Genomic DNA, 26946 nt, shown 5'->3' with positions numbered 1-26946 from the left:
ATGAAGACTATTTTCAAACGTTTATTAACCGCAGCAGCGCTTTCTTCTGCGATGGCTGCAACAGTTTCTGTACCTGCTTTTGCAGCAGAGGAATCTCAGGCTGTTAACCTTGACCAATTATTAACTCAATTAGAGCAAGGTAAATTATTTCAAAACAAACAGAACGAGCAACGCGAAAAAGAATTTTTAGCAAAAAAAGCTGAGCAAGTTCAAATGTTAAACGATGCCGCAGCGCAGCGTAACAACTTAACTAATCGCAGTGAATCGTTAGAAACTCAATTTGAAAAAAACGAAATTGAACTGGCTAACTTAACTGAAACGTTAAGCAACCGTATGGGGTCTTTAAAAGAGTTATTTGGTGTGCTTCAGCAAGTTGCCGGCGATATGAAAGGCAAATTCCAAAACTCGATTATTTCTGCTCAGTATCCAAACCGTGATGTATTTTTGGATGAGTTAGCTCAAAAAATGGGTAAAAGCTCTAAATTAGCTTCGGTTGAAGAAATCGAGCGTGTTTGGTTTGAGTTACAACGCGAAATGACTGAATCAGGTAAAGTGGCTCGTTTCACAGCTCCAGTAATGAGCGCTGAGACAGGTACTAAAAATGAGCAGGAAGTGGTTCGTGTTGGTTCATTTAACTTAGTTTCAAATGGTAAGTTTTTAGAGTTTGTAACTGAAACAGGTTCAATTGCTGAGCTTTCTCGTCAACCTTCAGACCGTTATTTATCAACGGCTTCTGCGGTACAAGAGCAAAAAGGTGAGTTAGTTGAATTTGCGTTAGACCCAACAGGTGGTTCTATCTTAGGTTTATTAGTTCAAGCGCCAAATATGAAAGAGCGTGTTGAGCAAGGTGGTACAGTTGGTTATGTTATTTTAGCGGTTGGTTTAATCGGTTTATTAATTGCCATTGAGCGCTTTATTAGCTTAACAATTGTGGGCGGTAAAATTAAACGTCAACTTAAAGATCCTAAACCAAGCAATAACAACCCACTTGGCCGTGTTATGCAGGTTAAAGCAGATAACCCAACTGCTGACAGCGAAACGTTAGAGCTTAAATTAAGTGAAGCGATTTTACGTGAAGTACCAAAACTGGCGCGTAACTTAACCTTTATCAAAATTATCTCAGTGGTTGCACCTTTATTAGGTCTGTTAGGTACGGTGACCGGTATGATTAATACTTTCCAAGCAATTACTTTATTCGGTACAGGTGACCCTAAATTAATGGCTGGTGGTATTTCTCAGGCACTTGTAACAACGGTACTTGGTCTGGTTGTCGCAATCCCAACTTTATTATTGTACACAGTTTTAAATACCCGTAGCCGTGGCTTAATTTCAATCTTGCAAGAACAAAGCGCAGGCATTATCGCTGAGCGTGCAGAGCAAGGAGAGTAAAAGTGTACGCTTTTTTCGAAATGATGGAAGCAATTCAAGCCTTTATGGAAACAGGCGGTAACGTCTTAACTTGGATTGCAGCCCTGATATTTGTCATGTGGATCCTGATCTTCGAGCGTATCGCGTTTATTAAGTTTGGCTATAAAAAATACGAAAGCAGCGTTATTAACACTTGGGAGCAGCGCAGCGAGCGAAAATCATGGAATGCCATGCAAATTCGTGAAGCTATGATTTCACGCGCGTCTAACAAGTTAAATGAAAACTTAATGCTGTTAAATGCTTTGGTTGCTTTGTGTCCGCTACTCGGTTTGATGGGCACAGTAACCGGGATGATTGAAGTATTTGATGTGATGGCAATCAGTGGTTCAGGTAACGCCCGTTCAATGGCATCGGGTGTATCTAAAGCAACGATTCCAACAATGGCCGGTATGGTTGGTGCGCTGTCTGGCGTATTTGCCTCAACCTGGTTAAGCCGAAGCGCTAAACGCGAAGCAGAATTGCTTGAAGATCATCTAACAACAGATCACTAAGTTGTTAGCTGTCGGTAAGATTAATTAGGTCTGTTTAAAACTGAGTTAGTTTTTATCCAGACCACCAATTAAAGAGTATTAAAAAATGCGAGCAAGCCCATTAAATAAAGTGATGGAAGAAGAAGAAACAGCGATTGATATGACGCCAATGCTAGACGTTGTATTTATCATGCTTATCTTCTTTATTGTAACTGCATCGTTTGTAAAAGAGTCCGGGATTGATGTTAACCGTCCGGATGCACCAACTGCGGTTAAAAAAGACAGAGCTAATATTTTAATTGCGATTAGCGATACAGGTGAAGTTTGGATTGACAAACGCCGTGTTGATATTCGCGCAGTACAAGCTAACGTTGAGCGTTTAAAAGCTGAAAACCCACAAGGTTCAGTGGTTATTCAGGCAGATAAAGCCGCAGACGTTGATACCTTAATAAAAGTAATGGATGCCTCGCGTGCCGCTGGTGCGTACGATGTGTCGATTGCCGCAAACGACTAAAGATTATGCTTAGATATATTATTGCAATTGGTTTATCTGTTGCGATTACATTTTTGCTCTTTTTTGGCATGCAGTCGTTAATTAAAAGTGGTGAAGGTGCTTTAACCGATCCACCACGCGGCAGTGTGCTGGACTTTGTGAGAGTGAAAAAAGAATCTGCACCAGAGCAAAAAGACAGAAAACCACAAAAGCCGCCAAAACCACAAGATCCGCCTCCACCAATGGAAGCGCCGCCAATGGATTCACCTGATCCAAATGCAAATGCAGTTAGCACTAACTTTGCAGCGGATGTTGACGCAGATGTCGGTTTAGAAGGTGGACTTTCGTTAGAGTCGGGTGATGGTGAATATTTACCTATTGTTAAAGTTCAGCCAATTTACCCAAGACGTGCTCAGCAACGTGGTATTGAAGGTTATGTTATTGTTGAGTTTACAGTGAACAAATTAGGTGCGGTGACCAACCCGGTTGTTATTGAAGCTGAACCAGAAAACATTTTTGATCAGGCTGCACTACAGGCGGCACTTAAATTTAAGTACAAGCCTAGAGTGATAGATGGCGAAGCGGTTGAAGTAGCCGGTGTACAAAACCGAATTACTTTTAAACTGAATTAATAGGTGGCAGACAAATGAACAAATTATCTAAAACCATATTAGTCACGGCTGTATTATCAGCTTTATCGGCAATGCCGATTACTTCAGCGCTAGCAGCCGATGGCGCTGCCAGTAAAAAAGAAACGGTAAAAGTGCCGGCAATGCGCTCAAAAGTTTATGAGCAATTAGCCCGTGCTCAAGGGCTGGCTGACGAAGGTAAAACGCAAGAGGCAATCGAAGCGTTGGATAACGTAAACGACAAACGCGGCTCAATGAATAGTTATGAAATTGCGATGATGCATAACTTTTATGCGTTTGTTTACTACAACATGGAAAACATGCCAAAGGCCATTGAAAACTTTGAGTCAGTGGTTGCAGAGCAAGCGATTCCTGAAAGTTTACGCTTAAGCACTTTATATAGTTTGGCTCAGTTACACATGGCTGAAGGCAACTATGACAAATCAATCGCTAAGTTAAATGATTGGTTTGCCAACGGCGGTGATACTGAAAACGCAAATGCACAGGTTTTATTAGCTCAGGCTTATTATCAGCAAAAAGAATATCAAGCAGCATTAAAGCCAGTTGTGAAAGCGATAAAAATTGTATCGGATGCGGGTGATGTGCCAAAAGAAAACTGGTTTGTATTACAACGCGCCATTTATTATTCGCTAAAACAACCAGAGCAGGTTGCTGACGTAACTGAAACCTTAGTGCGTTTATTTAATAAACCTGAATATTGGTTACAGCTAGCAGGCATGTATGGCGAGTTAGGCTTAGAAGATAAGCAACTGGCTATGATGGAAATTGCTTATCAGCAAGGTTTTGTTAAATCACGTCAAGATATTTTAGCTTTATCGCAATTGTATGTTTATCATCAAGTGCCAATTAAAGGCGCTGAATTGCTTAAACAAGCAATTAAAGACGGTAAAGTAGAAGAAGATGTGAAAAACCTTAAGTTTTTAGCTCAGGCCTATACTTTAGCGCGTGAAGATGAAAAAGCAGTGCCGGTTTTGGCAAAAGCGGCTGATTTATCTACCGATGGTAATTTAGATGCACAGCTTGGCCAAACTTACCTTAATTTAGAGCAGTGGGAAAAAGCAATTGCGTCTACCCAAGCTGCAATTAATAAAGGTGAATTGGACGATCCGGGCAAAGCACAATTAGTATTAGGCATGGCGTATTTTAACCTGAAAAAATTTGATGCTTCGTTAAAAGCATTAGAGCTAGCGAGCGAGCACTCAAGCTCTAAAGCAATGGCTCAGCAATGGAAAAAATACGTTTCTAAAGAAAAAGAAAACGCTGAAGCCATGGCGGCGATTTCAGCTTAGTATTTATTTGCAGGTTCCTAAGCGGAACCTGCTTTTCAACTTGATTTACTTTACCTATTCTATTCCTACCGAAAGAAAAATAGTTTTATTTCCTCTTTCTTTTGATTTAAGAATCTACTTTAACTCTACAGAAACAGTTAAAGCTTTTGTATAAAAAAATCCCTAAAAATTATCACTATATGTTAGATTGTTAAGATTATTTTTGTGGGGGAATAAAAAGTCAAATGCAGGAATCTATCGTATTTAATGTTGATATAGCATCCAGTTTATTACTTGGCTTGTTGTTAATAGCCGTGGTTGCAATTATTTATATGTATGTGGTGGATAAACGCCAGTATCAGCATGCCATTCGTCATAATTATCCGGTAGTTGGCCGGTTAAGGTATTTTTTAGAGCTACAGGGCGAGTTTTTCCGTCAGTATTTTTTTGCGATGGATAGAGAAGAAATGCCGTTTAACCGCGCGGAACGGAGTTGGGTTTATCGCGCAGCTAAAAATGTTGATCATACAATCGCTTTTGGCTCTACCCGCAATTTAGAGCCCGCCGGTACTATTTTATTTATGAACTGTCCGTTTCCGACATTAGACGAAGATGCTTTGCCAATAGAGCCGATGCAAATTGGTCCATATTGTAAACAGCCTTATCAAACTACCTCTATTTTTAATATTTCTGGGATGAGTTACGGGGCAATTTCAAAGCCTGCGGTGCGTGCTTTATCTAACGGTGCTTTTAACTCTGGCTGCTGGATGAATACCGGCGAAGGCGGTTTAACCCCTTATCATTTAGAAAGCGGTGCTGATATTGTGGTGCAAATTGGTACCGCAAAATATGGTGTGCGTAATGAAAACGGCATGTTAAGCGAAGATAAACTCAAAAAAGCCGCCAGCTATGAACAGGTAAAAATGTTTGAAATTAAAATGAGTCAGGGCGCTAAACCGGGTAAAGGCGGTATTTTGCCGGGCGAGAAAGTCACTGCTGAAATTGCTGAAATACGCGGGATTCCTGTTGGGCAGGATTCAATTAGTCCAAATGGTCACCCAGAGATCAGAAGTGTGGGTGATTTGTTAGATATGATTAATAGTGTTCGTGAAATCACCGGCAAACCGGTTGGGTTTAAAGCTGTGATTGGCTCATATGAATGGATTGATGATTTGTGTTTAGAAATTAATAAACGCGGGATTGAAAGTGCGCCTGATTTTATCACTATTGATAGTGCAGACGGCGGCACAGGTGCAGCGCCACAGCCTTTAATGGATTATGTTGGTATGCCGCTAAAAGAAAGCCTGCCAATTGTGGTGCATTGTTTAAAGCGCCATAATTTACGTGAGCGGGTTAAAGTGGTGGCATCCGGTAAATTAATTACTCCGTCAAAAGTGGCGTGGGCAATTGCATTAGGTGCAGATTTTGTTACCTCGGCGCGCGGTTTTATGTTTGCGCTAGGTTGTATTCAATCACTGCAATGTAATAAAAATACTTGTCCAACGGGTATTGCGACTCAAAATTTAAAGCGGCAGGAAGGTTTGGATGTAACTGATAAATCGGTGCGGGTCGCTAATTATAATAAATATATTAATTATGGGTTAGGGATTTTGGCGCATTCGTGTGGGGTTAAAAATATTCGCCAGTTAGAGTCTAAACACGTGCGAATTGTAACTGAAAGTGGTTTGTCGGTATCACTCGATAAGTTTTACGAACAACATTATTAATCTAACCCCAACTCTGGATAAGAAGTTAGCTAAAGCCTTAAATTTATTATCCAGAGTTGAGGTTAATCTATTTTACTTATCATTTTTAGATTTAATGTAAGATTTTCGAGGGGCATTTTTTGCCCCTTTTTATTTTTTCAAAAAAATCGTTTTTCTGCCATTCCTCTGAAAAAAGTTCTTATTTAAGCTAAACTTAGATTCGACTTTTATTCAATCGCGGTTTTATACCACTTATTTTAATTAAATAACCTTATGCTTATTTCAGCTTTTAGCGATGAGTTGTTTGCTGAAAGTGATAGGTTTATTCAAACGGGAGAAAACGGATGCCGGATAATAAAGATCCAATGATCCCTGACGGCGAAGTCAATCCAATTGACACAGATTATCAGGTCGGTCAGGATAATATTGTTATGAATGTTGGGCCATTCGGGCTGGATATTCATAACCGCGTATTTGCTATTTCAGCGCTTAGCATTATTGCTTTTGTGGTGTTGACAATCGCTTTTCAAAAAGAGGTTGAACCTATTTTTTCAGCTACCCGAAGTTGGTTAACCAGCAACTTAGACTGGTTTTTTATCAGCGCAGCTAACTTTTTTGTGGTGGTTTGCATTGCACTCATTTTTTCACCCTTAGGAAAAGTCAGGTTAGGCGGCACAGAAGCAACACCTGATTATTCGTATTTGGGTTGGTTTTCTATGCTGTTTGCCGCCGGTATGGGCATTGGCTTAATGTTTTTTGGCGTATCAGAACCATTGTCGCATTTTAGTAGTTCATTTGGTGGCATTAGTGTTGAAAACGGTGTACGTACAGACTGGGCACCCCTTGGTGCCGCTGCTAATGATATTCAAGCCGCAAAAGATTTAGGCATGGCGGCCACTATTTATCATTGGGCGCTGCACCCTTGGGCTATTTACGCGATTATGGCTTTAGGCTTGGCGTTGTTTTCGTTTAATAAAGGTTTGCCACTCACTATTCGCTCGGTATTTTACCCTGTGTTAGGGGAAAGAGTTTGGGGTTGGCCGGGACATATTATTGATTTATTAGCTGTGCTGGCGACTTTATTTGGTTTAGCGACGTCGTTAGGTTATGGCGCATCGCAAGCTGCATCCGGGCTTAATTATTTGTTTGATATTCCACAAGGGACAACCACACAAATTATTTTAGTGATTGGGATTACTGCAATTGCGCTATTTTCTGTGGTTGCAGGGTTAGATGCCGGGGTTAAAAAATTATCTGAAATCAATATGGTACTGGCAGTTGCATTACTCATTTTTGTGATTGTGGTTGGCCCTACGTTTGTTATTTTGTCTGGGGTTGGCCATAACTTGCTGGCTTACCTTGAATATTTACCGGCGCTTTCAAATCCGGTTGGGCGTGAAGATACTAATTTTGTTTCTGGATGGAGTGCGTTTTATTGGGCATGGTGGATCTCTTGGTGTCCGTTTGTTGGCATGTTTATCGCGCGGGTCTCGCGTGGTAGAAGTGTGCGTGAGTTTATTATTTCTGTGTTATTGGTACCATCGCTTGCTTGTGTATTGTGGATGAGTGTATTTGGCGGAGTTGCCATTGAGCAATATGCAGTTCAGGGGTATAAAGCCGTAGCCGAAGCAGAATTACCTTTACAATTATTTTATATGTTGGATGATTTGCCGTTAGCTGTGATCACCTCATTTATTGCAATTGTCTTGGTTATTGTATTTTTTGTGACTTCGTCTGATTCTGGCTCTTTAGTGATCGATGTGATTGCCGCAGGTGGTAAAGTGGATGCACCTACGCCACAGCGTGTATTTTGGTGTACTTTTGAAGGGTTGGTCGCCATTGCATTAATTTTAGGCGGCGGTTTGGTTGCGCTGCAAGCTATGGCCGTTTCAACCGGTTTACCCTTTACCATAGTCTTATTAATTGCCACTTTTTCTATGATTAAAGGTTTAATGTCTGAACCCAGAGGTTAATAAATATGTTGTCAGCTGAAAAAATCGATTTGCTTAATTTTTTACAGGCACATCCGCCATTTGATCAGCTACCACAACAAGCACTCGAACAAGCGGCATCTAATATGGATGTCGCTTATTACAAAGCCGGTAGTCAGATAGTTGAATTAGGCCAGTTATTAGATACATGGCATGTGATTCGTAGTGGCTCGGTTGAGGTTTATCGGCGAAGTGGCGAATTATACAATCGGTTAAGTGAAGGCGGGTATTTTGGTGAGGTGAGCTTATTGCAAAACCGGCCAAGTCGTTTTCCAGTAATTGCATTGGAAGATTGTTTAATTTATTTATTACCCAAAGCGGTTTTTAGTGAATTATTTGATTCTTATGAGTATTTTTCTGATGTGGTTGAGGTAGAAGATCGCAGCCGCTTGCGTCATTCGGTTTCGCAGCGGGAAGATGCCAATCAACTCATGACAGCCTCAGTTAAAGTTTTATTAACGCCCAATGTTTTGTCTATCACCGAAACTGCCACAGCTCATCAAGCGGCTATTAAGATGAGTGAAAACGGCATATCCTGTTTGCTTATCACAGATTTACAAAGCCAAATTTGCGGCATTGTCACCAATACAGATTTACGTGATCGGTTATTAACGCCAGGCCTTGCGCTGGATACACCGGTAAACCAAATTATGTCACCACGGGTATTTTCGGTAGAGCATAACCAGCAAGTCTTTGAAGCTATGCTACTAATGCTGCGCCATAATGTGCACCATTTACCAGTATTAAAACAAGGCTCGGCAATTGGGATTATTACCTTGCCAGATATTATTCGCTATGAAACCCAAAACAGCTTATTTGTGGTCAGTAGTATTTTTAAAGCCCAAACGCTGGATGAATTGGTGAGTTTAAAAGCGGATGTACGGGCTTGTTTTGTCCGTATGGTAAGGGAAGATGCCAATTCTCGAATGATCGGCGGTGCTATGGCGGTGATTGGACGCAGCTTTAAACAAAGATTATTAGAGCTTGGCGAAGCCCAACTTGGGCCTGCTCCGGTTGAGTATTGTTTTGTTGCTATGGGATCTATGGCGCGCGAAGAGCAGTTAATCGTGACAGATCAGGATAATGCGTTTATTTTTGATGATAATTATCAGCCATCGTTGCACGGCGAGTATTTTGCTCAATTAGGCAAATTTGTTTGTGACGGTTTGGCCGCTTGTGGCTACAGCTATTGCACAGGCGAGATTATGGCAAGTAATCCTAAATGGCGACAACCTTTAAAAGTTTGGCAACAATATTTTAGTCAGTGGATTGATCAACCCACACCGGAATTTTTATTAAATGCAGCCATTTTTTTTGATTTACAGCCAGTTTATGGCAAAAGTGGATTAGTCAAACAACTTAATCAGCTTATTCGCTATAAAGCTAAAGCAAACAGCCGATTTTTAGCTTGTATGGCGCGCAATGCTATTTTGCGCACTCCGCCGCTTGGCTTTTTCCGCGAATTTGTGATGGAAAAAGACGGCAAACAAAGTAACTCCATTAATATCAAACGCAGAGGTACAGCACCTTTGGTTGATATGATTCGGGTACATGCATTGGCGATTGGCTCAAAAGCGCACAACTCGTTTGAACGGTTGGATGATATTATTGAAAGCAAATTATTACCCAATGGTCGCGCCGAAGATTTACGCGATGCGCTTGAGCTAATTTCGATTGTGCGGATTAAATATCAGGCACAGGATTTAGAACTGGAAAACGAGCCGGATAATAATATAGAGCCGGAAGCATTATCTGCTTTTGAGCGCAAAAATTTAAAAGATGCATTTCAGATTGTGAGTGATGCTCAAAAGTTTTTACGCTTTAAGTATCAGCCGGGCAGAGCTAGTTAACCTTTATGTTTTATCTTGAAAAAAACAAACTAGAACATTCGGTTACAGACTGGCCAGCGTTTTATTGTGAGCAAGCTGCTAATGCGGCTTACCCTGCGCTAAAAGCCTTTTATCAGGCTGGATGCCAACTCCCCGACACGCCGTTAGAGCAAGTTCAAATGGTTGCGCTGGATTTAGAAACAACCGGACTAGATGTGAATAAACATTCAATTGTGAGCATTGGTTTAGTGCCTTTTACCAGTAAACGCATTTTTTTGAGTCAGGCAAAATATTGGGTTGTAAAGCCGGTTAGCCAATTAAACGACAACTCTGTTGTGATCCACGGGATTACCCATTCAGAAATTGAAACAGCTCAAGATTTAAGTTTTATTTTGGATGAGTTTTTAACCGAAATAAGTGGGAAGATAGTGGTTGCGCATTATGCGAATATTGAAAAGTCATTTTTAAAACGTGCATTTATCCACCGAATAAACGAGGGAATTCAGTTTCCGGTGATTGATACTATGAGCCTTGAAGCTAAAATTTGTCGTTATAGACCGCTTAGCTGGTGGGATAAATTAAAAGGCAAACAAGCTGTATCTTTAAGGTTGAGTGATGCCAGAAACCGCTATCATCTACCTTATTATAAACCTCATCATGCATTAACCGATGCTTTAGCTTGCGCTGAGCTATTACAAGCCCAGATTGCCTACACACAAAAAGAACAAATTTATCTGGCTGATATTTGGGAATAATTTTTTCTGTTAAAGTAAACTGCTTAAAGATTAATACAAAATAAGGACTGCCAGCCCATGAAATTTGTTTTTGAATCTTTACTTAAAGGATTCGCTATTCTCCTGCCAATTATTGTCACCATTATGTTGATCCACTGGTTATTAATTACCATAGAAACTGCATTAAGCCCAGTTTGGATAATGGCTTTAGGCGAAACTTATTATTTTCCGGGGCTAGCGTTTATCAGCTTTTTATTAATTGCAGTATTAATTGGATTTACCTCGCGCTGGACAATGTTAGATGCGATCTGGCGTTTACCGGGCCGGTTAATGAATAAAATGCCGCTGCTACGTAACCTTTACGGCACAATTAATGACTTATTCGATATGATGCAGGGTAAAGATTTTGCTGACGAGTCTGTCGTTTTAGTGACTATGCCTAGCAGTCAAATGAAACTGATTGGGATAGTGACCAAACGTCGTGATAAAAACAGCGACAATAATAATGACAAACTCACCAGTGTAATGCCGGATGATCACGTATCCGTATTTTTACCTATGGCGTACAACGTAGGCGGTTATATGATTGTTGTGCCTAAAGATTGTGTTACATCAATTGATATGAAACCGGCTGAAGCTATTCAAATTGCAATTAGTGCCGGCTTAGGCAAAGGACAGGCAGGAAAAATGTAAGTTTTTACTTATTTGAGTGGCATCACTAATCTTATTTTTAAACGAGCGTAAATCTGTGAGGGAATATGAATAAAATACCTGAGAATAAATCAGAGCAGCCGGATTCAGACAAAAAAATCATCTCAACAGATGGTGAAATATTAAGTGCAGGCCCACAAGTTGAACGCACTAAAGAGCGTGCTCAGGAATCAAAAAGTTATACCTCAGTTATTGTCAAAAGAACCGATGAAACGTTTCGTCACCCAGATGATATATTACAAAAAGCGATAGAAGAGGGAGAATTACAACACGCCCGTCCTTATTTATCTTTACTATTATCGTCAGTTGCCGCAGGTATGATTATTTGTTTTACCGTCATGTTAGTCGGAATTATGGCGAGTTTAACCGGTGATTTATCCGGATTTAATAAAATATTTGTTGCACTGGTTTACCCGCTCGGATTTATCCTTGTTATTTTAAGCCGATCACAATTATTTACCGAGCATACAGCAACCGCGTTTTATCCGGTTTTGGATGGAAAAAACAGTTACTTAAGTATGTTTAGGCTATGGGGCGTTGTAATACTGGGCAATTTATTGGGCGGTGTTTTAAGCGCCAGCATGCTGGCGATGGCAGAACCCGTGATTCATGCAAAAGATGGATATGCCATTATTGCAGAACATATCGTTCAGTTTCCTTTCGCAACTTTAATTATTAGCGCGATTTTAGCCGGTTGGTTAATGGCCTTAGGGGCATGGTTAACACTATCAACACACTCAACTAGCAGCCAAATTTTATGCATTTATATAGTGACTTTTGCAATTGGGTTAGGTGGCTTACATCACTCAATTGCAGGAACCGTTGAACTAATAGTTGCTTACCTAACAACCGAACAATTTGAATTGTTAGGAATTATTAGAACAATTGGCATTATGTTAATTGGTAATGCCATTGGCGGCAGTATCTTTGTTGCATTATTAAATTACAGCCATATTCGTAAGCTACAAAGAACTGATTGATTCGAATTAGCTATTGTGCACTGTCATAAAGGTTGTTTAGGTGCGAAATTTAAGTTTTTATTGTATGAGGTATTGACTTAAAAGGGTTGTAAATCGTCAAAAAACTAGTGGTATAAAATTAATTCATGATGATTTTACAATGCAAAATAAGCAACCTGAAATCGGTATTTTTTGGTTATACAAATCTTCTGTTATTGCTAAATCTATTTCTGTTACTCTGCTATCTGCAGATAGTCTTGGGATTATAGACTGCGGTTATAGTCATTTTGTTGAATGGGAGCAACATTTAGTTTATTTACCAATGTTTCCTGAATTAGCTGGATGTGAATATCAAGAAATAGCCAGAGGCAGAATTATATATTGTAAGGCAGACGATACCTATAAGGTGTATGCGGACAAAAAAATTAAACTAAATACTGGCTATAGAGCATTGATCACAGAAAGGTTTGGATTAAATCATGCTAATTTAAAGTGGTTAAAAGATCCGCATTACAGGGTTTTTTCGGGTTAATCAAGAATGTTGATTTAACGTATTTACACTTCAATCTAGCAAGTTTTCAACTAGCCATTCGCAATCAACCGCTTGTTGCCAAGTATGTTTTATAGGGAAATATCCATAGACTATTAAAATTGGTCGCGTGCGAGGTAGATGTATAATTTTTAATAATTATAGACGACTATGATAATAATCAGGTAAGTCATTCGGTTATTGAGTTGTAGTGATTTACTATTATTTTGAAGAGAATAATCCATTGAATATTTTTGATGTTGTAAATACAAAAATTATCGAGTTTGTATCAAGAAGTGAAAATCACAATTTACAAAGAGGTACCGGCTCATACTCTGTTCCTTTTCGGGGGTCATTATTTGAAACGACAAATACAACTAAAGTGTTAACAGAGCTTGAAAATCAGGCTGTTGAAGTAATATGGCTAGGATCCAATCCAAATGTACCTGGATCTCTACAGGCTATTTTAGACTCAGCTTTGCCAACTCATTTTAATGGTTTTTTAGATCAGCAGTTAAATAACAACTTTAGTGAAGCGTACGCAGATAAGAGTGGAGTATTGCATCCCTGTTGGGACCCTATCAATAAGCCTAATAACAAATGGCAGTTTTATACTGAGGTATTAAACAAAAAATTTGGTGCACATAAAACTCTTATGGCGAATATTGTGCCTTGGGGAAGTAAAAACTTTAAAGCCTTTACCGGTGAACTCAAAAAATTAGACGCAGATTTGTTAGCTCGAGCATTGAGCTTTTCGTATGAGTTAAACAACCTGATAATTGAATATTTCAAACCAAAAGTTATTCTTGTTCCCAAAAGTATAAATAGTTCAACTTCAACTGAGTGGTGCCTACATCCTTCAAAATTAATGCAAATTCGCCATTATCAAGTTAAAGGTAAGGTAGCATTTATATTTTCTGTTGGGCTTGTGGAAGTCGACGGCACTTTAATAAAAGTGGTAACAGCTCCTCATCCCTCCTATACACCTCGAATAGGAAAAGAATATAGAGAGATAGCTCAACAAGCTTTATTTGAACAGTTGTAATACAAGTTTATTCTAGTGCAGGGTTATCAACTAGAGCTATGAGTTTACCAGCTTGCTGAAATTGACCAATACTTCATATAGATATCCATGATTCAATTTTTACGCTGATTCTTGCGCTAAGTTTATAAGCCTTGCTTTTTCGATAGCTAAGCTTTTTAAATTATCCAGTGATTCCGAAAGGTTTAAATCACCTATTCTTAACACCTTATCAATGTTATTCAGCATTAAATTGGCATGTTGAATGCCCAAGTTTTCTTTTATTTTTTGATATTTTTTGTTTATTTCGTGGCTGAAAGTAGGGTGTAAGTCATTGAATACAGCATGAAAAAGATGGTCTTCAAGTGGGGTAAAATCGGTCTGGTTTTTTCGTTGAAAATTGTCATTTTCGTCAAAAAATGGGTATAAATAAGCCCATTTCAGCCTACTTGAGACAAAAGCACGAGAAATTTTATTAATCGTTAAACCCTTGATTTCATTGGGCTTAAAGGCTCTAGAGTGGTCTGTGTTGGTGAGGCTTGTGGGCCGGGGGAATTAAAACCTAGCTCGTAACCTACTAATTCAATTGGTTTTCTTTGTTTATCATTGTAACCGGTGTTAACCTTGGTGTTACAATGGTTTTTCCGTCTTCTTTTTTGTATACATACCAATCATTTATAAATGTGCAAATTAAAAGTTTGGATTCAGTTCCCTATTGAGGAACTGAATTGAAATGGGGAACTGAACTATATCAGTTCAATTGTTACTCAAACGGACAAATTAAGCTTACTAACTAATTTACAAATATCTTGTGATCATTTCTTTTTGCGCTTGATTTCAGCGTACTCGTTGCGTTGTTTATGGGTTATTGGAACACTACCTTTTAAACTCTCATACGGAACAAAGTCGCTGAAGTAGCCTTTGTTAGTGCTAAATGAATCACAAGATCTTTTTTGAGCTTGCACCCAGCCACGTTCAAACCAGTTAAATTCTTCAGTTCCAACCGGATAAGGATTGCGTAAACTGCCACACTCGGCACTATAGCTGCTAAAACCTTCTTCAATATAATGTCTTTCTCGTTCGTCCATGATTAAGCTCCTATGTAGTGAAATTGAAACGTAGATCAGTTACAGCTATTTTTCCAGATATCCTTCATTATTTATAACCTGAACTGAATACCCATTTTTTCGATAAAACCGATGAACAGGTAAATCTTCACTCGATGTAGTTCCCCAAATTTTATCTGCTTTGTACTGTGCTGCTATTTTATCGAGCTCATTAAGCAACTTAGTTCCAATACCTTTACCGCGATTACTTTCATCATGGATCATTAAATCAGCTAACCAGAGCTTACTATTTTTTACTTTCCAGACTAAATATCCTATTTCGTTTTGATCGTCCAGAGCTGAAATTCGTCCTTGCTCGCCCCAGTCATCATGTTTGTAATTAACTTCCATCAATACCTCTTCGATAAAGCAAATTGGGCTTCTGGTGTTTTTCATTGGTTAAAAAGTTAGAACATGGTTTCGCATATGCTCTATTTGAAATAGATGTATGAATTTAGACGTCAATCATTATTCAATTGGATTATGATAATAGGCTCTCACGCCACTATAGCCTAAAAAATATGGCCGCACAGACCAAATACATAGCTATTAAAAAAATGATAATGTCTCGCAAGTTACAAATATCATCTTTACTTTCTTTGCTCGTAGTATTCACAGAATTCTCTGCATCTTTTATTTTTTCTGAAATGGTAGTTTGAGCAAAACTATTTCTAATATCTTCAGTTCGCTTTTGATACAAATTAAGTTTAGTAAGTGTATTTTCAGTGATTCTGTCAATAAACTTCATTTTGCTCTTTAATGCTTTAAAAACTAAAACTAACGCTAAAAATGTACTAAAAATTAAAGCCAAACTTATACTTTTTTCTGCTCCCCGTAGTGCAGAAGATAAAATTACAGCTCCAGGAACTGCTAAGGATTGTACATAAAAATTTTGAATCTGTTCTTCAACTTTCTTTATAAAGTCCCCAACGTCATCTTCCAAATCTTTGATAAACTCTTCAAATGAAAAACTTCTAATATACGTTTCGTAATTTCTATGGAACGAATTTAAAATTGAATCACTGTTGGCAAATAATTCTGTAAAACATTTATCATTAGATTCAAAACACCGGATAATTGTACTTTTCATTACTGAAAGTCTTTCATTTTGATGAGTGTCTTCTTGTCTACATGATTCAAGTAATAAGGTAGGGTCTCCAATAGCGCTACTAAGCGCTGACAGTGCACCTTCAGACACTTTGCTTAAGTCTACTTCAATTACAGTCGATGTGCTGCGTTCTGTATTTTCAACAAATATAAATGTTTGAGCATTACTCATTTTATCCTGTTGATAATTATGATCTGCCAATAAAGCTAGCAACTCCAACCATCTAACATAAAAGTTGGGTAAGTTTGACATTTTAACAATTCCATGATGATCAATATAAACTTCTTCATATATTGCTTCGATATTACCTGATTCAATACGGGTAAATAATTCGTGATAATCACTGAAAATAAAGTCTATTTCATCAAGTGATAGTGAGCCTCTGCAACTTTGCGCGTTATAATCTCGTGAGGGATACTCCGCTATAGGAAACAGATTTTCGAATTCGAGTTGATTTATTCCATGGAATGTCACATAGGCGTCATCAATTTCAAACTTATTTTCATTTAAAATCTGTCGGATTATATTGCTCATTGGCTATTTTGTAGGCTAGATAACACTTCAATTAAGTCAGGATCATTAATCTTAGTTTTGATCGTTAAGGTTTTATCATTTTTATTAAACATAATCTTGTTTGATAAATTTTGCTTACCGATAATTGACTTCTTTAGTTTTAAGTTACCGACTTCTGTCTCAAAAGAGATAAACTCTAAAGTATCTCTTTCTTTCTTACTTACAGTGAACTCCTCGTTTATCTTATAGTTATAATCCTGTATATAATCTTCAAATGAGTCTTTACCTATATCTAAATCTTTTTCATACCTCAGCGCTTGGTATATGACTTGGCTTATATCATTCAGCTTAGTTACGGCTTTTTTACTTTCATTTTTTTCAATGTGAGATTTTACATTGCGTTCACATAACTCTCGTTGTTTCCTTGTTAAGGAATGCTTATTAGAGAAGTCTCCTAGCGCTTTTAATAAATTGCTAACGCTCTCTTTGTTTTTTATCACACCTGATGCGTCAAAAAACTCTATAAAATAATTAGTAGTGCCGCTAGCGCCGTTTATGAAGGAAATATCGATATCGTTTTCTTCGCTTACTGACGTTTGAAATTCATCCATATCGATCAATGCAGCTTGCATGAGATCATCAAAGTCAATGATTTCTGTTCCGTTTGGAGTGCCATCATCATTGAATTGCAAAGCAGACTTATCTTTTAACAGAACAACAATTAAATTTCGAATGGGTTGCGTTTCTAGAGCATCGATCTCATATTCTAAAAAGATCAATACTAGCTTGCTCTGTGCTCTGGAAGTTGTAAGAGTTAGGTTATTGGACGTGCCCATTTCATTTACGAAATCAGTAAAACTGAATTCTTTATCTGATTCTAAATAAGATTTAAGCGATGCTGCTAATGATTTACTACTGAATGGGTAAGGTATTTTTCCATGATTTTTAGAACGTCGTTTGATTTTTCGGTTTGCTTCTCTTGCAAAAGCTTTAACAAACGAGTTGCTTACATCCCATGAGCTTCCAGTTGTGCTGTTCCATTTCTTTGTTTCTGCATCTTGGGTATATGGAATGCTTACACCAGCGATGACTGTGATATTGGCCAAACTTAACTCCCTTTATTAATATTGTTATCGCAGCTAATGATAACAATATAATCTAATTTGTTAAAATGGAATATTGTTTAACTTTTTAACTATACCCAAATCGGTACAGTAAGCACGAGTACAAAAACCTGCATTATCCGTATTCATTTAACTTGATTTTTAATTATCGGTACATTAAGATTAAAACATCTTAGACTTAAATCGGTACACCTTAAGGATACATTATGGCAAAGGTTGGATATATTCGGGTTTCTACTGTTGAGCAAAACACAGACCGTCAATTAGCAGGCTTAACACTGGATAAAACGTTTGAAGATAAATGCAGTGGTAAAGATACAAACCGACCAGCTTTAAAACAACTGCTCGATTATGTGCGCGCTGGTGATGAAATCCACGTACACGATATTAGCCGCCTAGCCCGTAACCTTGAAGATTTATTGAATATCGTTAAATTAGTCAATGAAAAAGGCATAGCGATTCACTTTCACAAAGAGAACCTAGCATTTACCGGTGAATCAAACCCTATGCAAGATTTAATGCTTAGCCTGTTGGGGAGTGTTTATCAGTTTGAGCGTTCAATGCTAAAGGAACGCCAGCTAGAGGGCATAGCTCAGGCCAAAGCTAAAGGTAAATATAAAGGCCGACCAAACAACACTGAATTACATGATAAAATTATCGAACTTAAAGCCGGTGGTTTGTCACTTCGTAAAATAGCGGAACAATGCGGTTGTGCATTATCAACCGTTCAACGTGTAGTTAATCCATAAGGGGGCAGAATATGAGCTTTGTTTATACTGAAAGACTTTTAGACGCTTGGGGCAGTTGGAGCAAAACAAAAAATAACCTCGGCTATTCGTCTGTTATGGGCGCTATTGCCGATATGGCGCAGCCAGCCACCCGCAAAATAAAGCGAACCTTTTATATAACCGATGATTTGGGGTTAGCAGTGGATCGGGCGGTAACAGTGCTTGAGCAAAGAAACGAGCAATTAGCCCAAACCATAAAGCTTTATTATCTGGCTGGCCTGACGTTTGAAGCTATTAGCAAACAAATAAGCGTAGGGCGTGAAAAGGCCGCTAAGCTGCTAAAAGAGGCGGTTAGCTGGTTAGATGCCTTTTTATTATGCGTTGGCCTTGCCAAATAGCCCACCCGCTAAAGGGTTAGACTTGAAATCTAACCCCTTTAAACCTGCTTTTCCCACTCGCGTTTAAAACGCGAGTGGGTTACACAAATCTTTGCCAATCCAAGATGCTCATCGTTTTCTAAAACGGTTTACAGAAATCTTTGCCAATCCAAGATGGTCATCAATTTGTTTAACGGTTTATACAAATCTTTGCTCATCCACGATGGTCATCGTTTTGTTAGACGGTTTACAGAAATCTTTGCCAATCCACGATGGTCATCAATTTGTTTAACGGTTTATACAAATCGGTGCTGATCTTCAAGCTGTGCCTTTTTCTCTGAATGTTTATGCAAATTCTTGCTTAACTACCTTGCTGCTAAATTTGTTTAGCCGGTGGCTTAAATAATGGGGTTATACGGCCTGAGTTTTTGTATCAAAACTCGTGAAAAAGTGATGTTTTTTACAGGCCGTAATTTTTCAAAAAAGGCCATAATTTAGCCAAAAAAGCCCGTTTGTGTCCCAGTATTGTGTTTGTGTCCCAGTAGTCCCACAAGTCCCAGTCAAAAACAGGCCACCCCCTAATATTGGGGTATAAATTGATATGAGTTTTGAACCATTAAAACCCACTCCCAAAGCATCAGTTGGTTAAGCGGCTGTGACCAGCCATGACCACCAGATAGGTAAGGTTTAAATGCTTGGTTATGCAATATGTTGAATAATTATTCGCTAAAGGTTTATCCAGTATAGGTACTGTATACCCCCATATACTAGGTTCTTCCCTATACCTATTTATACACGGGTAAGCGCCTCGCACAAAAACTCAGGTGATAGTGGCTTAGAGGGGGGTTATAATAATATTTAATATCAATATCTTAGGGGTATTTATATTGTATATATATAAAGTAGGGGGGTATTAAATCTCTATACCTTTTAAGCCTTAGTACCGCCGCCCTAGATAAATTCACGTAACTGCCAAAACTAAAAAACTTTTTTATGAATATATATTCATTTTTTACGAGTTTTTAGACTTGTTTTTAGGGTGCTTAGTCGGCTGTATCCCTTGCCCCGTCTTTGCTGTACGCTGTTTTGCTTCTGTAATTTGTCCTAGAAAACTCGTGTTTATTTTTAGCTAAAACCCAGTATCCCCTGTTTTTTACTGGGACTTGTGGGACTACTGGGACTCGGTTGTTTAAGTTACTGTTTTATCTTGATTTAATCGTGTCCCAGTTTTTAAAATAATTGCTTTTTCGACTGGGACACAATCGCAATACTGGGACACGCTGCCCCGTGTTCTGGTTCGCAGGTTTAGTGTGATGGTCGGGGCTGGGTTAGGCTGCTATCTTAGCTAATTCATTGTCATCAAATAACTGTGTACCATCTATCCGGTAGATAGGAACACGCTTTTTGCCTGTGCCCGGCAATCTGGATTTTGTTTTTAAACGTCCCTCTTTGTGTTCACTGTCAGCCAGAACCAAAGCCCCTAAGTCTTTAAGTAAACGTGCCACCCGCTTATGGTCATAGCCACGGCAAACCACCTGCTCAAAAACGGTTGGATAAACATAATATTCAAAGGCCAGCGTATCACCGTCTAAAGTGCTTTTTTCCACTATGCCACGCTTAAAACCCCATTGTTCAGACGTGCGGGGCACATGTGTATCTATTACTGTGCTGGGTTCATCCGACATGGTTTTTACTTCATCCCAACGGGTAAAGCGCCCCTCACCGTGTAGCTCAAATTGCAAACGAACATGCTTAATAATTTCGATGACTTCCATGTTACCTTCACCACCACGGGCATTAAGCCAGTGCATAAACAGGGTATAAGCGGCTTCTATTGCCTGTTGTTTTGTCCAACCGGTAATATTAAAGCTACTGGCTAACGCACCAGCCGCAGCCACCAGCGCAAATTTTTTAGCCGCCCGTTTAGCTTGGCCGGATGCTTTTTCACTGAGCACCTGATCGGTAAAACCTTTGATAAATTCAGTTAAAAAAGTCTGTGCTTTTTTCACATCATAAGCCAGTATTGCTTCAATAAACGCAGGGAACGCGCAGCCGTGATAATGGCGCATTTGCTCGCTTAAATGCTCGGCCAATTTTGAGCCGTGATCAAAGCCGTGTAGCTCGTTTAAAGATCCCATTTTCTTTTTAATGGTTTCATCTTCATGCAAACAGGCGTGTAATTCGATAAGCCTTTGTGCCTGTCCGCCTGTGGCCTTTTTGCCGATTTCGGCTAAGCGTTGGGCTAAGGTATGCTCACCACTGGATAAAAACGCTAAATGCCATTTGCGTATATCGCTAGAGCCAGCCCCATAAGCTGCCGCCCGTGTTTTTTCCTGCCCATTGCCAAGCATGTAAACAATACCGCCTAACTGGTTTGGGTCGGCCTCGTGTATTTCGTCTAGTGTTAAAAACAAGCTGTTACGGTCTGCGGCCAACATTTCTAAACCGTTATCTGTACCGCGAAACGTGCGCCCGTAGTTTTTTGGATCGCCATAAACTGAATTGCCAATATTAAGTGAGGTTGATTTGCCTAAGCTGGAATCCCCAAATAAATGAAAGCCCATTGTTTCAAAGCCCATTAGTTCAACCAATGGCGCAGCTAAAGCCAGACTCACCGAAAAGGTTAAAAACGGGTTGCCGATACAATACCGGCTTACATGTTCCCGCCATTCTTCCAGTGTACCATTGCTGCTTAAATCGGTTTTAAATGGCCGTTCACTATAAAACATCAGGTTAGCTTTGTTGTCGCCTAATACCCTGTCATGTAGCACAAAAGCTCTGTATTTATCATGCCACCCGCGTGATTGCGTTAGCTTCATTCGTTTAGCGGGTTTACTGGCCTCTAAATATTCCAATACCAGCTTTTTGCTGTTGCGTCTGGGTTCAAATTCAAAACCACGGTCTAACAGTTCTTTTAAAATGGCTTGGCCGCCATTGTCGTTAAATAGCTTGTTTGGGATATTCCATTGTTTTGTCTGGTGGTCAAAGTCGCTAAATTCCACCAGCTTACCCCAGTTTAAACCGTCCCCGTTTGCATTGCGGGATAAGGCCAATACATGAATAGGTTTTGATATATAGCTATAGCTTTCCGTTTGCGGATTAAAGGTATAAAGGCCGCTATCATCTATCTTAAAGCCTTTAGGCATCCAGTCCGGCTGGTCTGTATCTAGCGTTTCTGTATCTTGGCTTTCATCTGGCTGAATGAATAAGCCTTTTTTAATTGCTGCGCTTATGTGCCTTGCGGTAAAGCCCATTTGTACCGCTTCAAAAGCGTCCGCTTTATTCGGCCATTCACCACCGGCAGTTAAGCCGCTTTCGGTTGGTTTATAGCTGCTAAAAAAATCAAGGTTGACCACGTTAAATGATTTAACCTTAACTGCTTCTAAAACGGCTTTAAGCTTGTCGATTATCTCTTGACCTGCTTCGTCATTATCCGGCCAGAATAAAACGTTTTTACCTGATAACGGGCTAAAGTCGGTTTTACTTACGGCCTTTACTGCACCAGACCATGTACTAACGACATAATCAGTAAACAGGCTTTTAGCGGCATCAGCGGCTTTTTCGCCCTCAACTAATACCACGTTTTCGCATTTGCCGCTTACCGCTGGCAGATTGTACAGGGGGCGATTATCCGGCAGTTGTTGCCAGTGCCATTTGGGCGCTTGTCCTTTTTTAGAGCCATAGGCTAATGGCCGATATGTTTTATTGCCATCTGCTGAATCAAAGCGCATTACCCGAATAATTAAAACGCCTTTATCGTCTGTATAGTTCCAGATTTTAGACGGTGTACCGTTTTGGTAGTGTTCAGTCGGGCATTGGTTCGCAGCGCTTGCCGGTGGTGTAACCGGAATAAATGCCGGTGTATTATTAGCCGGTGGCTTTGCGTTATTAAGTTGGGGTTTATTGTTTGCGCCACCCGCTGAACTGCTGACTCCTAAAAAGTCGGCCAAGCGTTTACAAGCTGTGCCTTTACCTGAGTTTTCAACATAGGCCACTAGGTCGATAAAATCGCCCCCTTTGTCACCGGTTGAAAAGTCAGACCAAACGCCCGTATTTAAGTTAATTGAAAAGCTTCCCTTTTTATTATCTGACCGTGTGGGGTTAAGTGCCACCCATTCATGGCCTTGCCGTATTCCATTAGGGGCATAATGAGCCGCTACTTGCTCAGCCCTTGACAATGCAGCGTCATTCACTGCTTTAAAGTTTAATTTGTGCATAAGAAAGCCGCCCTAAATGCGTATAAGGTTTAAATTAATCAGTGCTATTAGGTGGCCTGTAATCAGGCCATTAGGTTACTTGTGGCTATTTGGGGACTAGCTCAGGTTTTGACCTTGGTAATACAAGTTTATAATGGTAAACCTCCACCAGCTTATTAAGTGCTGTATCCAGATTATGGGGCGTTCTGGTTAGGCTATATCGTTTTACTTTAGTCTTTTGCCCTTGGTATCCGGTGATTACCTCAAAGTGGCTATCAATAATAATACCTAGCTTTTTCTTTAGCTCGGATATAGTCGAGTTTAAGCAAGTATCATGTAATTTAGTACCCGCTTCAAAGCGGTTTAATGTGCCGCCTTGATACAGGTAATATAAAACCCTGCCTACTTTATTCATGCGTTTGGGGCGGATTAGCTCGACCGGCTCAGCGGTTGTATTGGTTAAATTACCCATTTAAAATCGCCCCCTTGCTCTGCTCGCTGCTCGTTTAAGTCGTTTATAAACTCACGTTCACATTCCCACAATTGCCCCGCTAAATGAGCCAATTTAGGCATTAACTCGGCTACCAATACACAATCATCATCGGTTAGCGCGTATTCGCTTAGCTGTGCCAATGCGTCACGGGTACGGCTGATTAATCGAATAAAATTCGATAAGGCTAACAAGGCGCTTTCTGTTTTTTCCAAGCTAAAATCACATGCTGAAATAATGCCGCTGGACAAAGCAAATACTGGGTTATCTTCATCATTAAAATACGGGTTATACAGGCCATTTTCATCAGGTTGGTTTTCATGCTCAAACAAAGCGGGGAAATTATGCTTTAAAACAAACGCGCTGTGGTAGGTTCGGTATTTTTCCTTGCTTAGGCTCATAGCAAGGCTTAACTGGCTAATGATCTTAGCAAGCCTTTGGGGTGTTAAATGATGTTCGTTTTTATGCTGTATTAAATAGATGCGGCCTTTATTTAATAAGTCGCAGCTATCAGACAGCCAAATATGCAACCATTGAAACGCATCAGAACCCGTAAACAGATTCTTTTTAGTGATTTGCTCAGGCTCGGCAAAGCCATTAAAAAAGGTTTTTAGCGGGTGGGCGGTTTGCATAACATTATCCAGTGAGTTAAATTCAGTGTGAGTATTTTTACAGGCATTCGGCTGTGGTTGGGTGTCTGTTTTTTTATTCATTTTGGTTAACTCCCTAAGCCGCTTGCTTTGTTTCTGCTGGATTGCGTTCAAGCCATTTGCTGGCGTTTTTTCGGTCTGCCTCTAACTCACTGACAATGATTTTTATTTCATCGTTTGATTTGCCCTCTACAATCGCAGCGGCCACGCTGTCTACTTCATGTTTAAGCCAGCCCACGGCATTACCACCTAAATTAATAGAGCAGGGCATAAGCTTGTTTTTAATGCGGTCGTATAAGGTTGAATTGGTATAGCCAAAACGGGCTAATACTTCGTTTTTACGGATAAATTGAATTGTGTCTGGTTTGGTCATTTTAAAGCGTCCTATAAGTAACTAACGGATTCAGTCGTATTGACGCTTTAAAGGTTAAATTCAGAATACCGCAGTAGGGTATCCCTATTGCGGTTTAATTTAATTGTTGTTCTGTAATCCAGCGTTTTTTGTGCTTAATTACCGTGTTCTCACTTAAATTTGTACTTTCCATTAAGAAAGTGTTTGCACCTTTTAATTGCTCCTCTAGCCCATTAATAGTTGTGGCTTTAGTTCGGGCTGATAAGTAACGGTTAATTGCTTTTACAACACGCTGATAATTGTTATTTTTAATTTCTTGCGGGGTGGTAGTTGTCTCTTTAGCTAATTTGCTGGTGGCGTAAAACTTAGATAACGCATGATCCATTTTATCCATCAGGTTTCTTGCTTCGAGTAATGCAATTTTTTTATCTTTATTCCAAATCTGCATTTTAAGGTTACATGTTTGTCGTTCGTCTTCTGGCAGTAATCGTTCTCCAAACCTAAATAATAAAACCCATGTTTGATAAACAGATGCCAATTGAAAATAAGCTAATGCTAACCGGTGGTATTTCAGGGCTTCTTTGATCGAATTATTACCTTTTTTATTTTCAGGGAAAAATTTCTCAAGTTGGTTAATTACTAATAAAAAAGGGATACGATCCGGTATTTTTAGCTTTGCATAACCAAAATCTTTTTTTGTCTCATCTCTTTTATAATCAAAAAAGCGGCTGTCTACCGTAGATAAAGTATCATCGGTTACACTGAATTCGCCACCCGCTTTAAAATACCAAAACGCCCCTTTCATAATTGAATCACTATTGATTCGGCAATAATCCGCAAAGCCTAAACCTTTTTTAGTGTAAATTTCTAGCCTTTCTTGTATGTAATATCGATATTCAACTTCTATTTTGTGCTTTAGAACTGCGTTGTATAGCTCAATGTTAAATTTGCAACACTCATAAACGGATGGTTCAAGGCTGTCTGCACTGAATTGATAAATTTGATAAAGAGCTTCATTCTCACCTAAATAATTTACTGTATTCCATATATGAAAAAGGCTTATTTCGGAACTTATATATTCAGATTTTGGGTTGCAAAATTCTTTAAAGCCATTCCAATCATCTTTATATGGTCTAAGTTTTATAGCTTCAAAAGCTGCTTCAATTTCCTGATCTTTATTATCCATTTACAGCCCTTAGCGCTTTACGTGCCACCCCTTGGGTAAAATGCCCCGTTGAAGCATTAACTATATATTCAGACCACCAAGCCATTAAAACCCGTCTGCGCTCTAAATAATCTGTGCGGTTATATGCCCGTCTTACTTCGTTTTTATCAACGTGGGCTAATGCTGCCTCTATTACATCGGGGTCAAAGCCATGCTGATTTAAGGCACTACTGGCGATTGACCTAAAACCATGCGCCACTAAACGGCCTTTATAACCCATGCGCTCTAATGCTCGGTTAGCGGTTTGCTCACTTGTGTGGCTTTTAGGGTTGCGGTCAGCCGGAAATAAATAATCACGGTTACCGCTAATTGGCTTTAAATATTCCAGTATGGCTAATGTTTGCTCGGTTAACGGTACTATATGCTCTTTGCGCTTTTTCATCCGCTCAGGTGGTATAACCCAAGTTTTATCCTCTAGGTTTATTTCATCCCAACGAGCGCCAGCTGCTTCACTAGGGCGGCTCATGGTGTGCAATTGCCATTCTAATAAGCATCTGGTTACTATTTTTATACTGGCCATGCTTATGGTTTGCATTAGTTCCGGCAGTTCTTCCGGTTTTATGGCTGGCATGTGCTTTTTTTCTGGTGGTTTAAATGCGGCTCTTATACCTATGGTGGGGTTATGCTCTAACATGCCTAAATTAACAGCGTAGGTCATTACCTCGTTAAAGCGCTGGCATATTCGTTTAACGGTCTCAAGCTTGCCTTGGCTGGCTAGTGGCTCAAGTGCTTCTATAACGTCTTTAGCTTTGATTTGGTGAAGCGGGGTAGCGCCCAGTTTTGGGAATATATGGTTATTAAGTGATCCCCAAATATCCTCGGCATAAGCTTTTGTGGTTTGGGTTTGTTTAATTTCAAACCACCGGCTTGTTACTCGTTCAACGGTTTGACTGTTTAGCTCTTGTATTCGGTTAGCTTCTTGGTCTTTATAAGCTTTAGGGTCAAAACCCTGCGCCAAAATGCCCCTTGCTTCTGTGCGCTTTTCTCTGGCCTGAGCCAAGCTAACATCGGGGTACTGACCAAAACCCATATTAGTACGTTTCTGAGTTATCGGGTTTAGATAGTTAAAGATCCAATTTTTAGAGCCGTTAGGCTTTACCCTAAGGCTTAACCCTTTACCGTCAGATAAATTGTACTCTTTAGTTTTAGCCTTGGCCTTATCGACCTCAGTGTTAGTAAGTGGTTTAGTTGAGTTTGCCATATCAATGTAACATCAAATTCAGTGTTAAGGTGCTGGTGTTAATATGAGTGTTACATTAATCCTAGGATATTGGCAATATTGGCTAGT

At 39.5% G+C, this 26946-nt stretch carries 25 protein-coding genes; 15 read left to right on the top strand and 10 right to left on the bottom strand.

What is annotated here, in order from left to right:
* The 13 genes from N7931_RS01590 to N7931_RS01530 all read left to right on the top strand — a co-directional run bounded on the left by N7931_RS01590 (window position 1) and on the right by N7931_RS01530 (window position 13813).
* Window positions 1–1389, top strand: coding sequence for a MotA/TolQ/ExbB proton channel family protein (locus tag N7931_RS01590; RefSeq protein ID WP_410369322.1), 1389 nt, complete (start codon window positions 1–3; stop codon window positions 1387–1389).
* 2 nt (window positions 1390–1391) lie between these two features.
* Window positions 1392–1919 carry a MotA/TolQ/ExbB proton channel family protein gene (locus N7931_RS01585; protein ID WP_410369321.1) on the top strand — a complete coding sequence of 176 codons (528 nt, stop codon included), beginning with the start codon at window positions 1392–1394 and terminating at the stop codon, window positions 1917–1919.
* An 85-nt stretch (window positions 1920–2004) separates the two neighbouring features.
* Window positions 2005–2412, top strand: a complete 408-nt coding sequence (locus N7931_RS01580; RefSeq protein WP_262791490.1) for an ExbD/TolR family protein — start codon at window positions 2005–2007, stop codon at window positions 2410–2412.
* A gap of 5 nt (window positions 2413–2417) precedes the next feature.
* Window positions 2418–3023, top strand: coding sequence for an energy transducer TonB (locus tag N7931_RS01575; protein WP_262791489.1), 606 nt, complete (start codon window positions 2418–2420; stop codon window positions 3021–3023).
* Window positions 3024–3037: 14 nt separating this feature from the next.
* On the top strand, window positions 3038–4330 hold the full coding sequence (locus N7931_RS01570) for a tetratricopeptide repeat protein (RefSeq protein ID WP_262791488.1): 1293 nt from the start codon (window positions 3038–3040) through the stop codon (window positions 4328–4330).
* Between the two features lie 224 nt (window positions 4331–4554).
* Window positions 4555–6036 (top strand): FMN-binding glutamate synthase family protein, encoded by a 1482-nt coding sequence (locus tag N7931_RS01565; protein WP_262791487.1) that lies wholly within the window; start codon window positions 4555–4557, stop codon window positions 6034–6036.
* A gap of 323 nt (window positions 6037–6359) precedes the next feature.
* Window positions 6360–7988, top strand: coding sequence for a BCCT family transporter (locus N7931_RS01560; protein ID WP_262791486.1), 1629 nt, complete (start codon window positions 6360–6362; stop codon window positions 7986–7988).
* 8 nt (window positions 7989–7996) lie between these two features.
* Window positions 7997–9856 (top strand): DUF294 nucleotidyltransferase-like domain-containing protein, encoded by a 1860-nt coding sequence (locus N7931_RS01555; RefSeq protein ID WP_262791616.1) that lies wholly within the window; start codon window positions 7997–7999, stop codon window positions 9854–9856.
* Window positions 9857–9861: 5 nt separating this feature from the next.
* Window positions 9862–10590, top strand: a complete 729-nt coding sequence (locus tag N7931_RS01550; protein WP_262791485.1) for a 3'-5' exonuclease — start codon at window positions 9862–9864, stop codon at window positions 10588–10590.
* Window positions 10591–10647: 57 nt separating this feature from the next.
* On the top strand, window positions 10648–11262 hold the full coding sequence (locus tag N7931_RS01545) for a DUF502 domain-containing protein (protein ID WP_262791484.1): 615 nt from the start codon (window positions 10648–10650) through the stop codon (window positions 11260–11262).
* Between the two features lie 65 nt (window positions 11263–11327).
* Window positions 11328–12260: a formate/nitrite transporter family protein gene (locus N7931_RS01540; protein WP_262791483.1), complete on the top strand. Its 933-nt coding sequence runs from the start codon at window positions 11328–11330 to the stop codon at window positions 12258–12260.
* 139 nt (window positions 12261–12399) lie between these two features.
* Window positions 12400–12771 carry a hypothetical protein gene (locus N7931_RS01535; RefSeq protein WP_262791482.1) on the top strand — a complete coding sequence of 124 codons (372 nt, stop codon included), beginning with the start codon at window positions 12400–12402 and terminating at the stop codon, window positions 12769–12771.
* 241 nt (window positions 12772–13012) lie between these two features.
* Window positions 13013–13813, top strand: a complete 801-nt coding sequence (locus tag N7931_RS01530) for a hypothetical protein (protein WP_262791481.1) — start codon at window positions 13013–13015, stop codon at window positions 13811–13813.
* Between the two features lie 791 nt (window positions 13814–14604).
* Here N7931_RS01530 and N7931_RS01525 read toward each other — a convergent pair.
* The 4 genes from N7931_RS01525 to N7931_RS01510 form a co-directional block, all read right to left on the bottom strand.
* Window positions 14605–14877, bottom strand: coding sequence for a hypothetical protein (locus tag N7931_RS01525; protein ID WP_262791480.1), 273 nt, complete (start codon window positions 14875–14877; stop codon window positions 14605–14607).
* A 45-nt stretch (window positions 14878–14922) separates the two neighbouring features.
* Complete coding sequence (locus N7931_RS01520) at window positions 14923–15291, bottom strand: GNAT family N-acetyltransferase (protein WP_410369320.1); 369 nt, start codon at window positions 15289–15291, stop codon at window positions 14923–14925.
* Window positions 15292–15400: 109 nt separating this feature from the next.
* Complete coding sequence (locus N7931_RS01515) at window positions 15401–16537, bottom strand: hypothetical protein (RefSeq protein ID WP_262791478.1); 1137 nt, start codon at window positions 16535–16537, stop codon at window positions 15401–15403.
* Window positions 16534–17622 (bottom strand): nucleoid-associated protein, encoded by a 1089-nt coding sequence (locus N7931_RS01510; protein WP_262791477.1) that lies wholly within the window; start codon window positions 17620–17622, stop codon window positions 16534–16536. Before N7931_RS01510 ends, N7931_RS01515 begins: the two co-directional genes overlap by 4 nt.
* Window positions 17623–17846: 224 nt before the next feature.
* On the opposite strand from N7931_RS01510, the gene N7931_RS01505 reads away from it, so the two are divergent.
* Both N7931_RS01505 and N7931_RS01500 read left to right on the top strand, forming a co-directional pair.
* Entirely contained in the window at window positions 17847–18389 is a 543-nt protein-coding gene (locus N7931_RS01505) for a recombinase family protein (RefSeq protein WP_262791476.1), read from the top strand.
* 11 nt (window positions 18390–18400) lie between these two features.
* Window positions 18401–18766 carry an antiterminator Q family protein gene (locus tag N7931_RS01500; protein ID WP_262791475.1) on the top strand — a complete coding sequence of 122 codons (366 nt, stop codon included), beginning with the start codon at window positions 18401–18403 and terminating at the stop codon, window positions 18764–18766.
* 1307 nt (window positions 18767–20073) lie between these two features.
* On the opposite strand, the gene N7931_RS01495 is transcribed toward N7931_RS01500, so the two are convergent.
* The 6 genes from N7931_RS01495 to N7931_RS01470 all read right to left on the bottom strand — a co-directional run bounded on the left by N7931_RS01495 (window position 20074) and on the right by N7931_RS01470 (window position 26859).
* Complete coding sequence (locus N7931_RS01495; RefSeq protein ID WP_262791474.1) at window positions 20074–22962, bottom strand: DUF927 domain-containing protein; 2889 nt, start codon at window positions 22960–22962, stop codon at window positions 20074–20076.
* Window positions 22963–23047: 85 nt separating this feature from the next.
* Window positions 23048–23413: a helix-turn-helix domain-containing protein gene (locus N7931_RS01490; protein WP_262791473.1), complete on the bottom strand. Its 366-nt coding sequence runs from the start codon at window positions 23411–23413 to the stop codon at window positions 23048–23050.
* Window positions 23401–24144, bottom strand: a complete 744-nt coding sequence (locus tag N7931_RS01485; RefSeq protein ID WP_262791472.1) for a hypothetical protein — start codon at window positions 24142–24144, stop codon at window positions 23401–23403. Before N7931_RS01485 ends, N7931_RS01490 begins: the two co-directional genes overlap by 13 nt.
* Window positions 24145–24157: 13 nt before the next feature.
* Window positions 24158–24454 (bottom strand): helix-turn-helix transcriptional regulator, encoded by a 297-nt coding sequence (locus N7931_RS01480; RefSeq protein WP_262791471.1) that lies wholly within the window; start codon window positions 24452–24454, stop codon window positions 24158–24160.
* Between the two features lie 94 nt (window positions 24455–24548).
* Window positions 24549–25619 carry a hypothetical protein gene (locus N7931_RS01475; RefSeq protein WP_262791470.1) on the bottom strand — a complete coding sequence of 357 codons (1071 nt, stop codon included), beginning with the start codon at window positions 25617–25619 and terminating at the stop codon, window positions 24549–24551.
* A complete protein-coding gene (locus N7931_RS01470; RefSeq protein WP_262791469.1) occupies window positions 25612–26859 on the bottom strand; it encodes an integrase domain-containing protein in 1248 nt (415 codons plus the stop codon). The genes N7931_RS01475 and N7931_RS01470 overlap by 8 nt, the downstream gene beginning before the upstream one ends.
* Window positions 26860–26946 lie beyond the last annotated feature (87 nt).

Origin of the sequence: Catenovulum sp. 2E275, assembly GCF_025515275.1 — a bacterium.
GTDB lineage: Bacteria > Pseudomonadota > Gammaproteobacteria > Enterobacterales > Alteromonadaceae > Catenovulum.
Note: the sequence above shows the minus strand (reverse complement) of the source record. Positions and strands in the feature narration are given on the sequence as shown.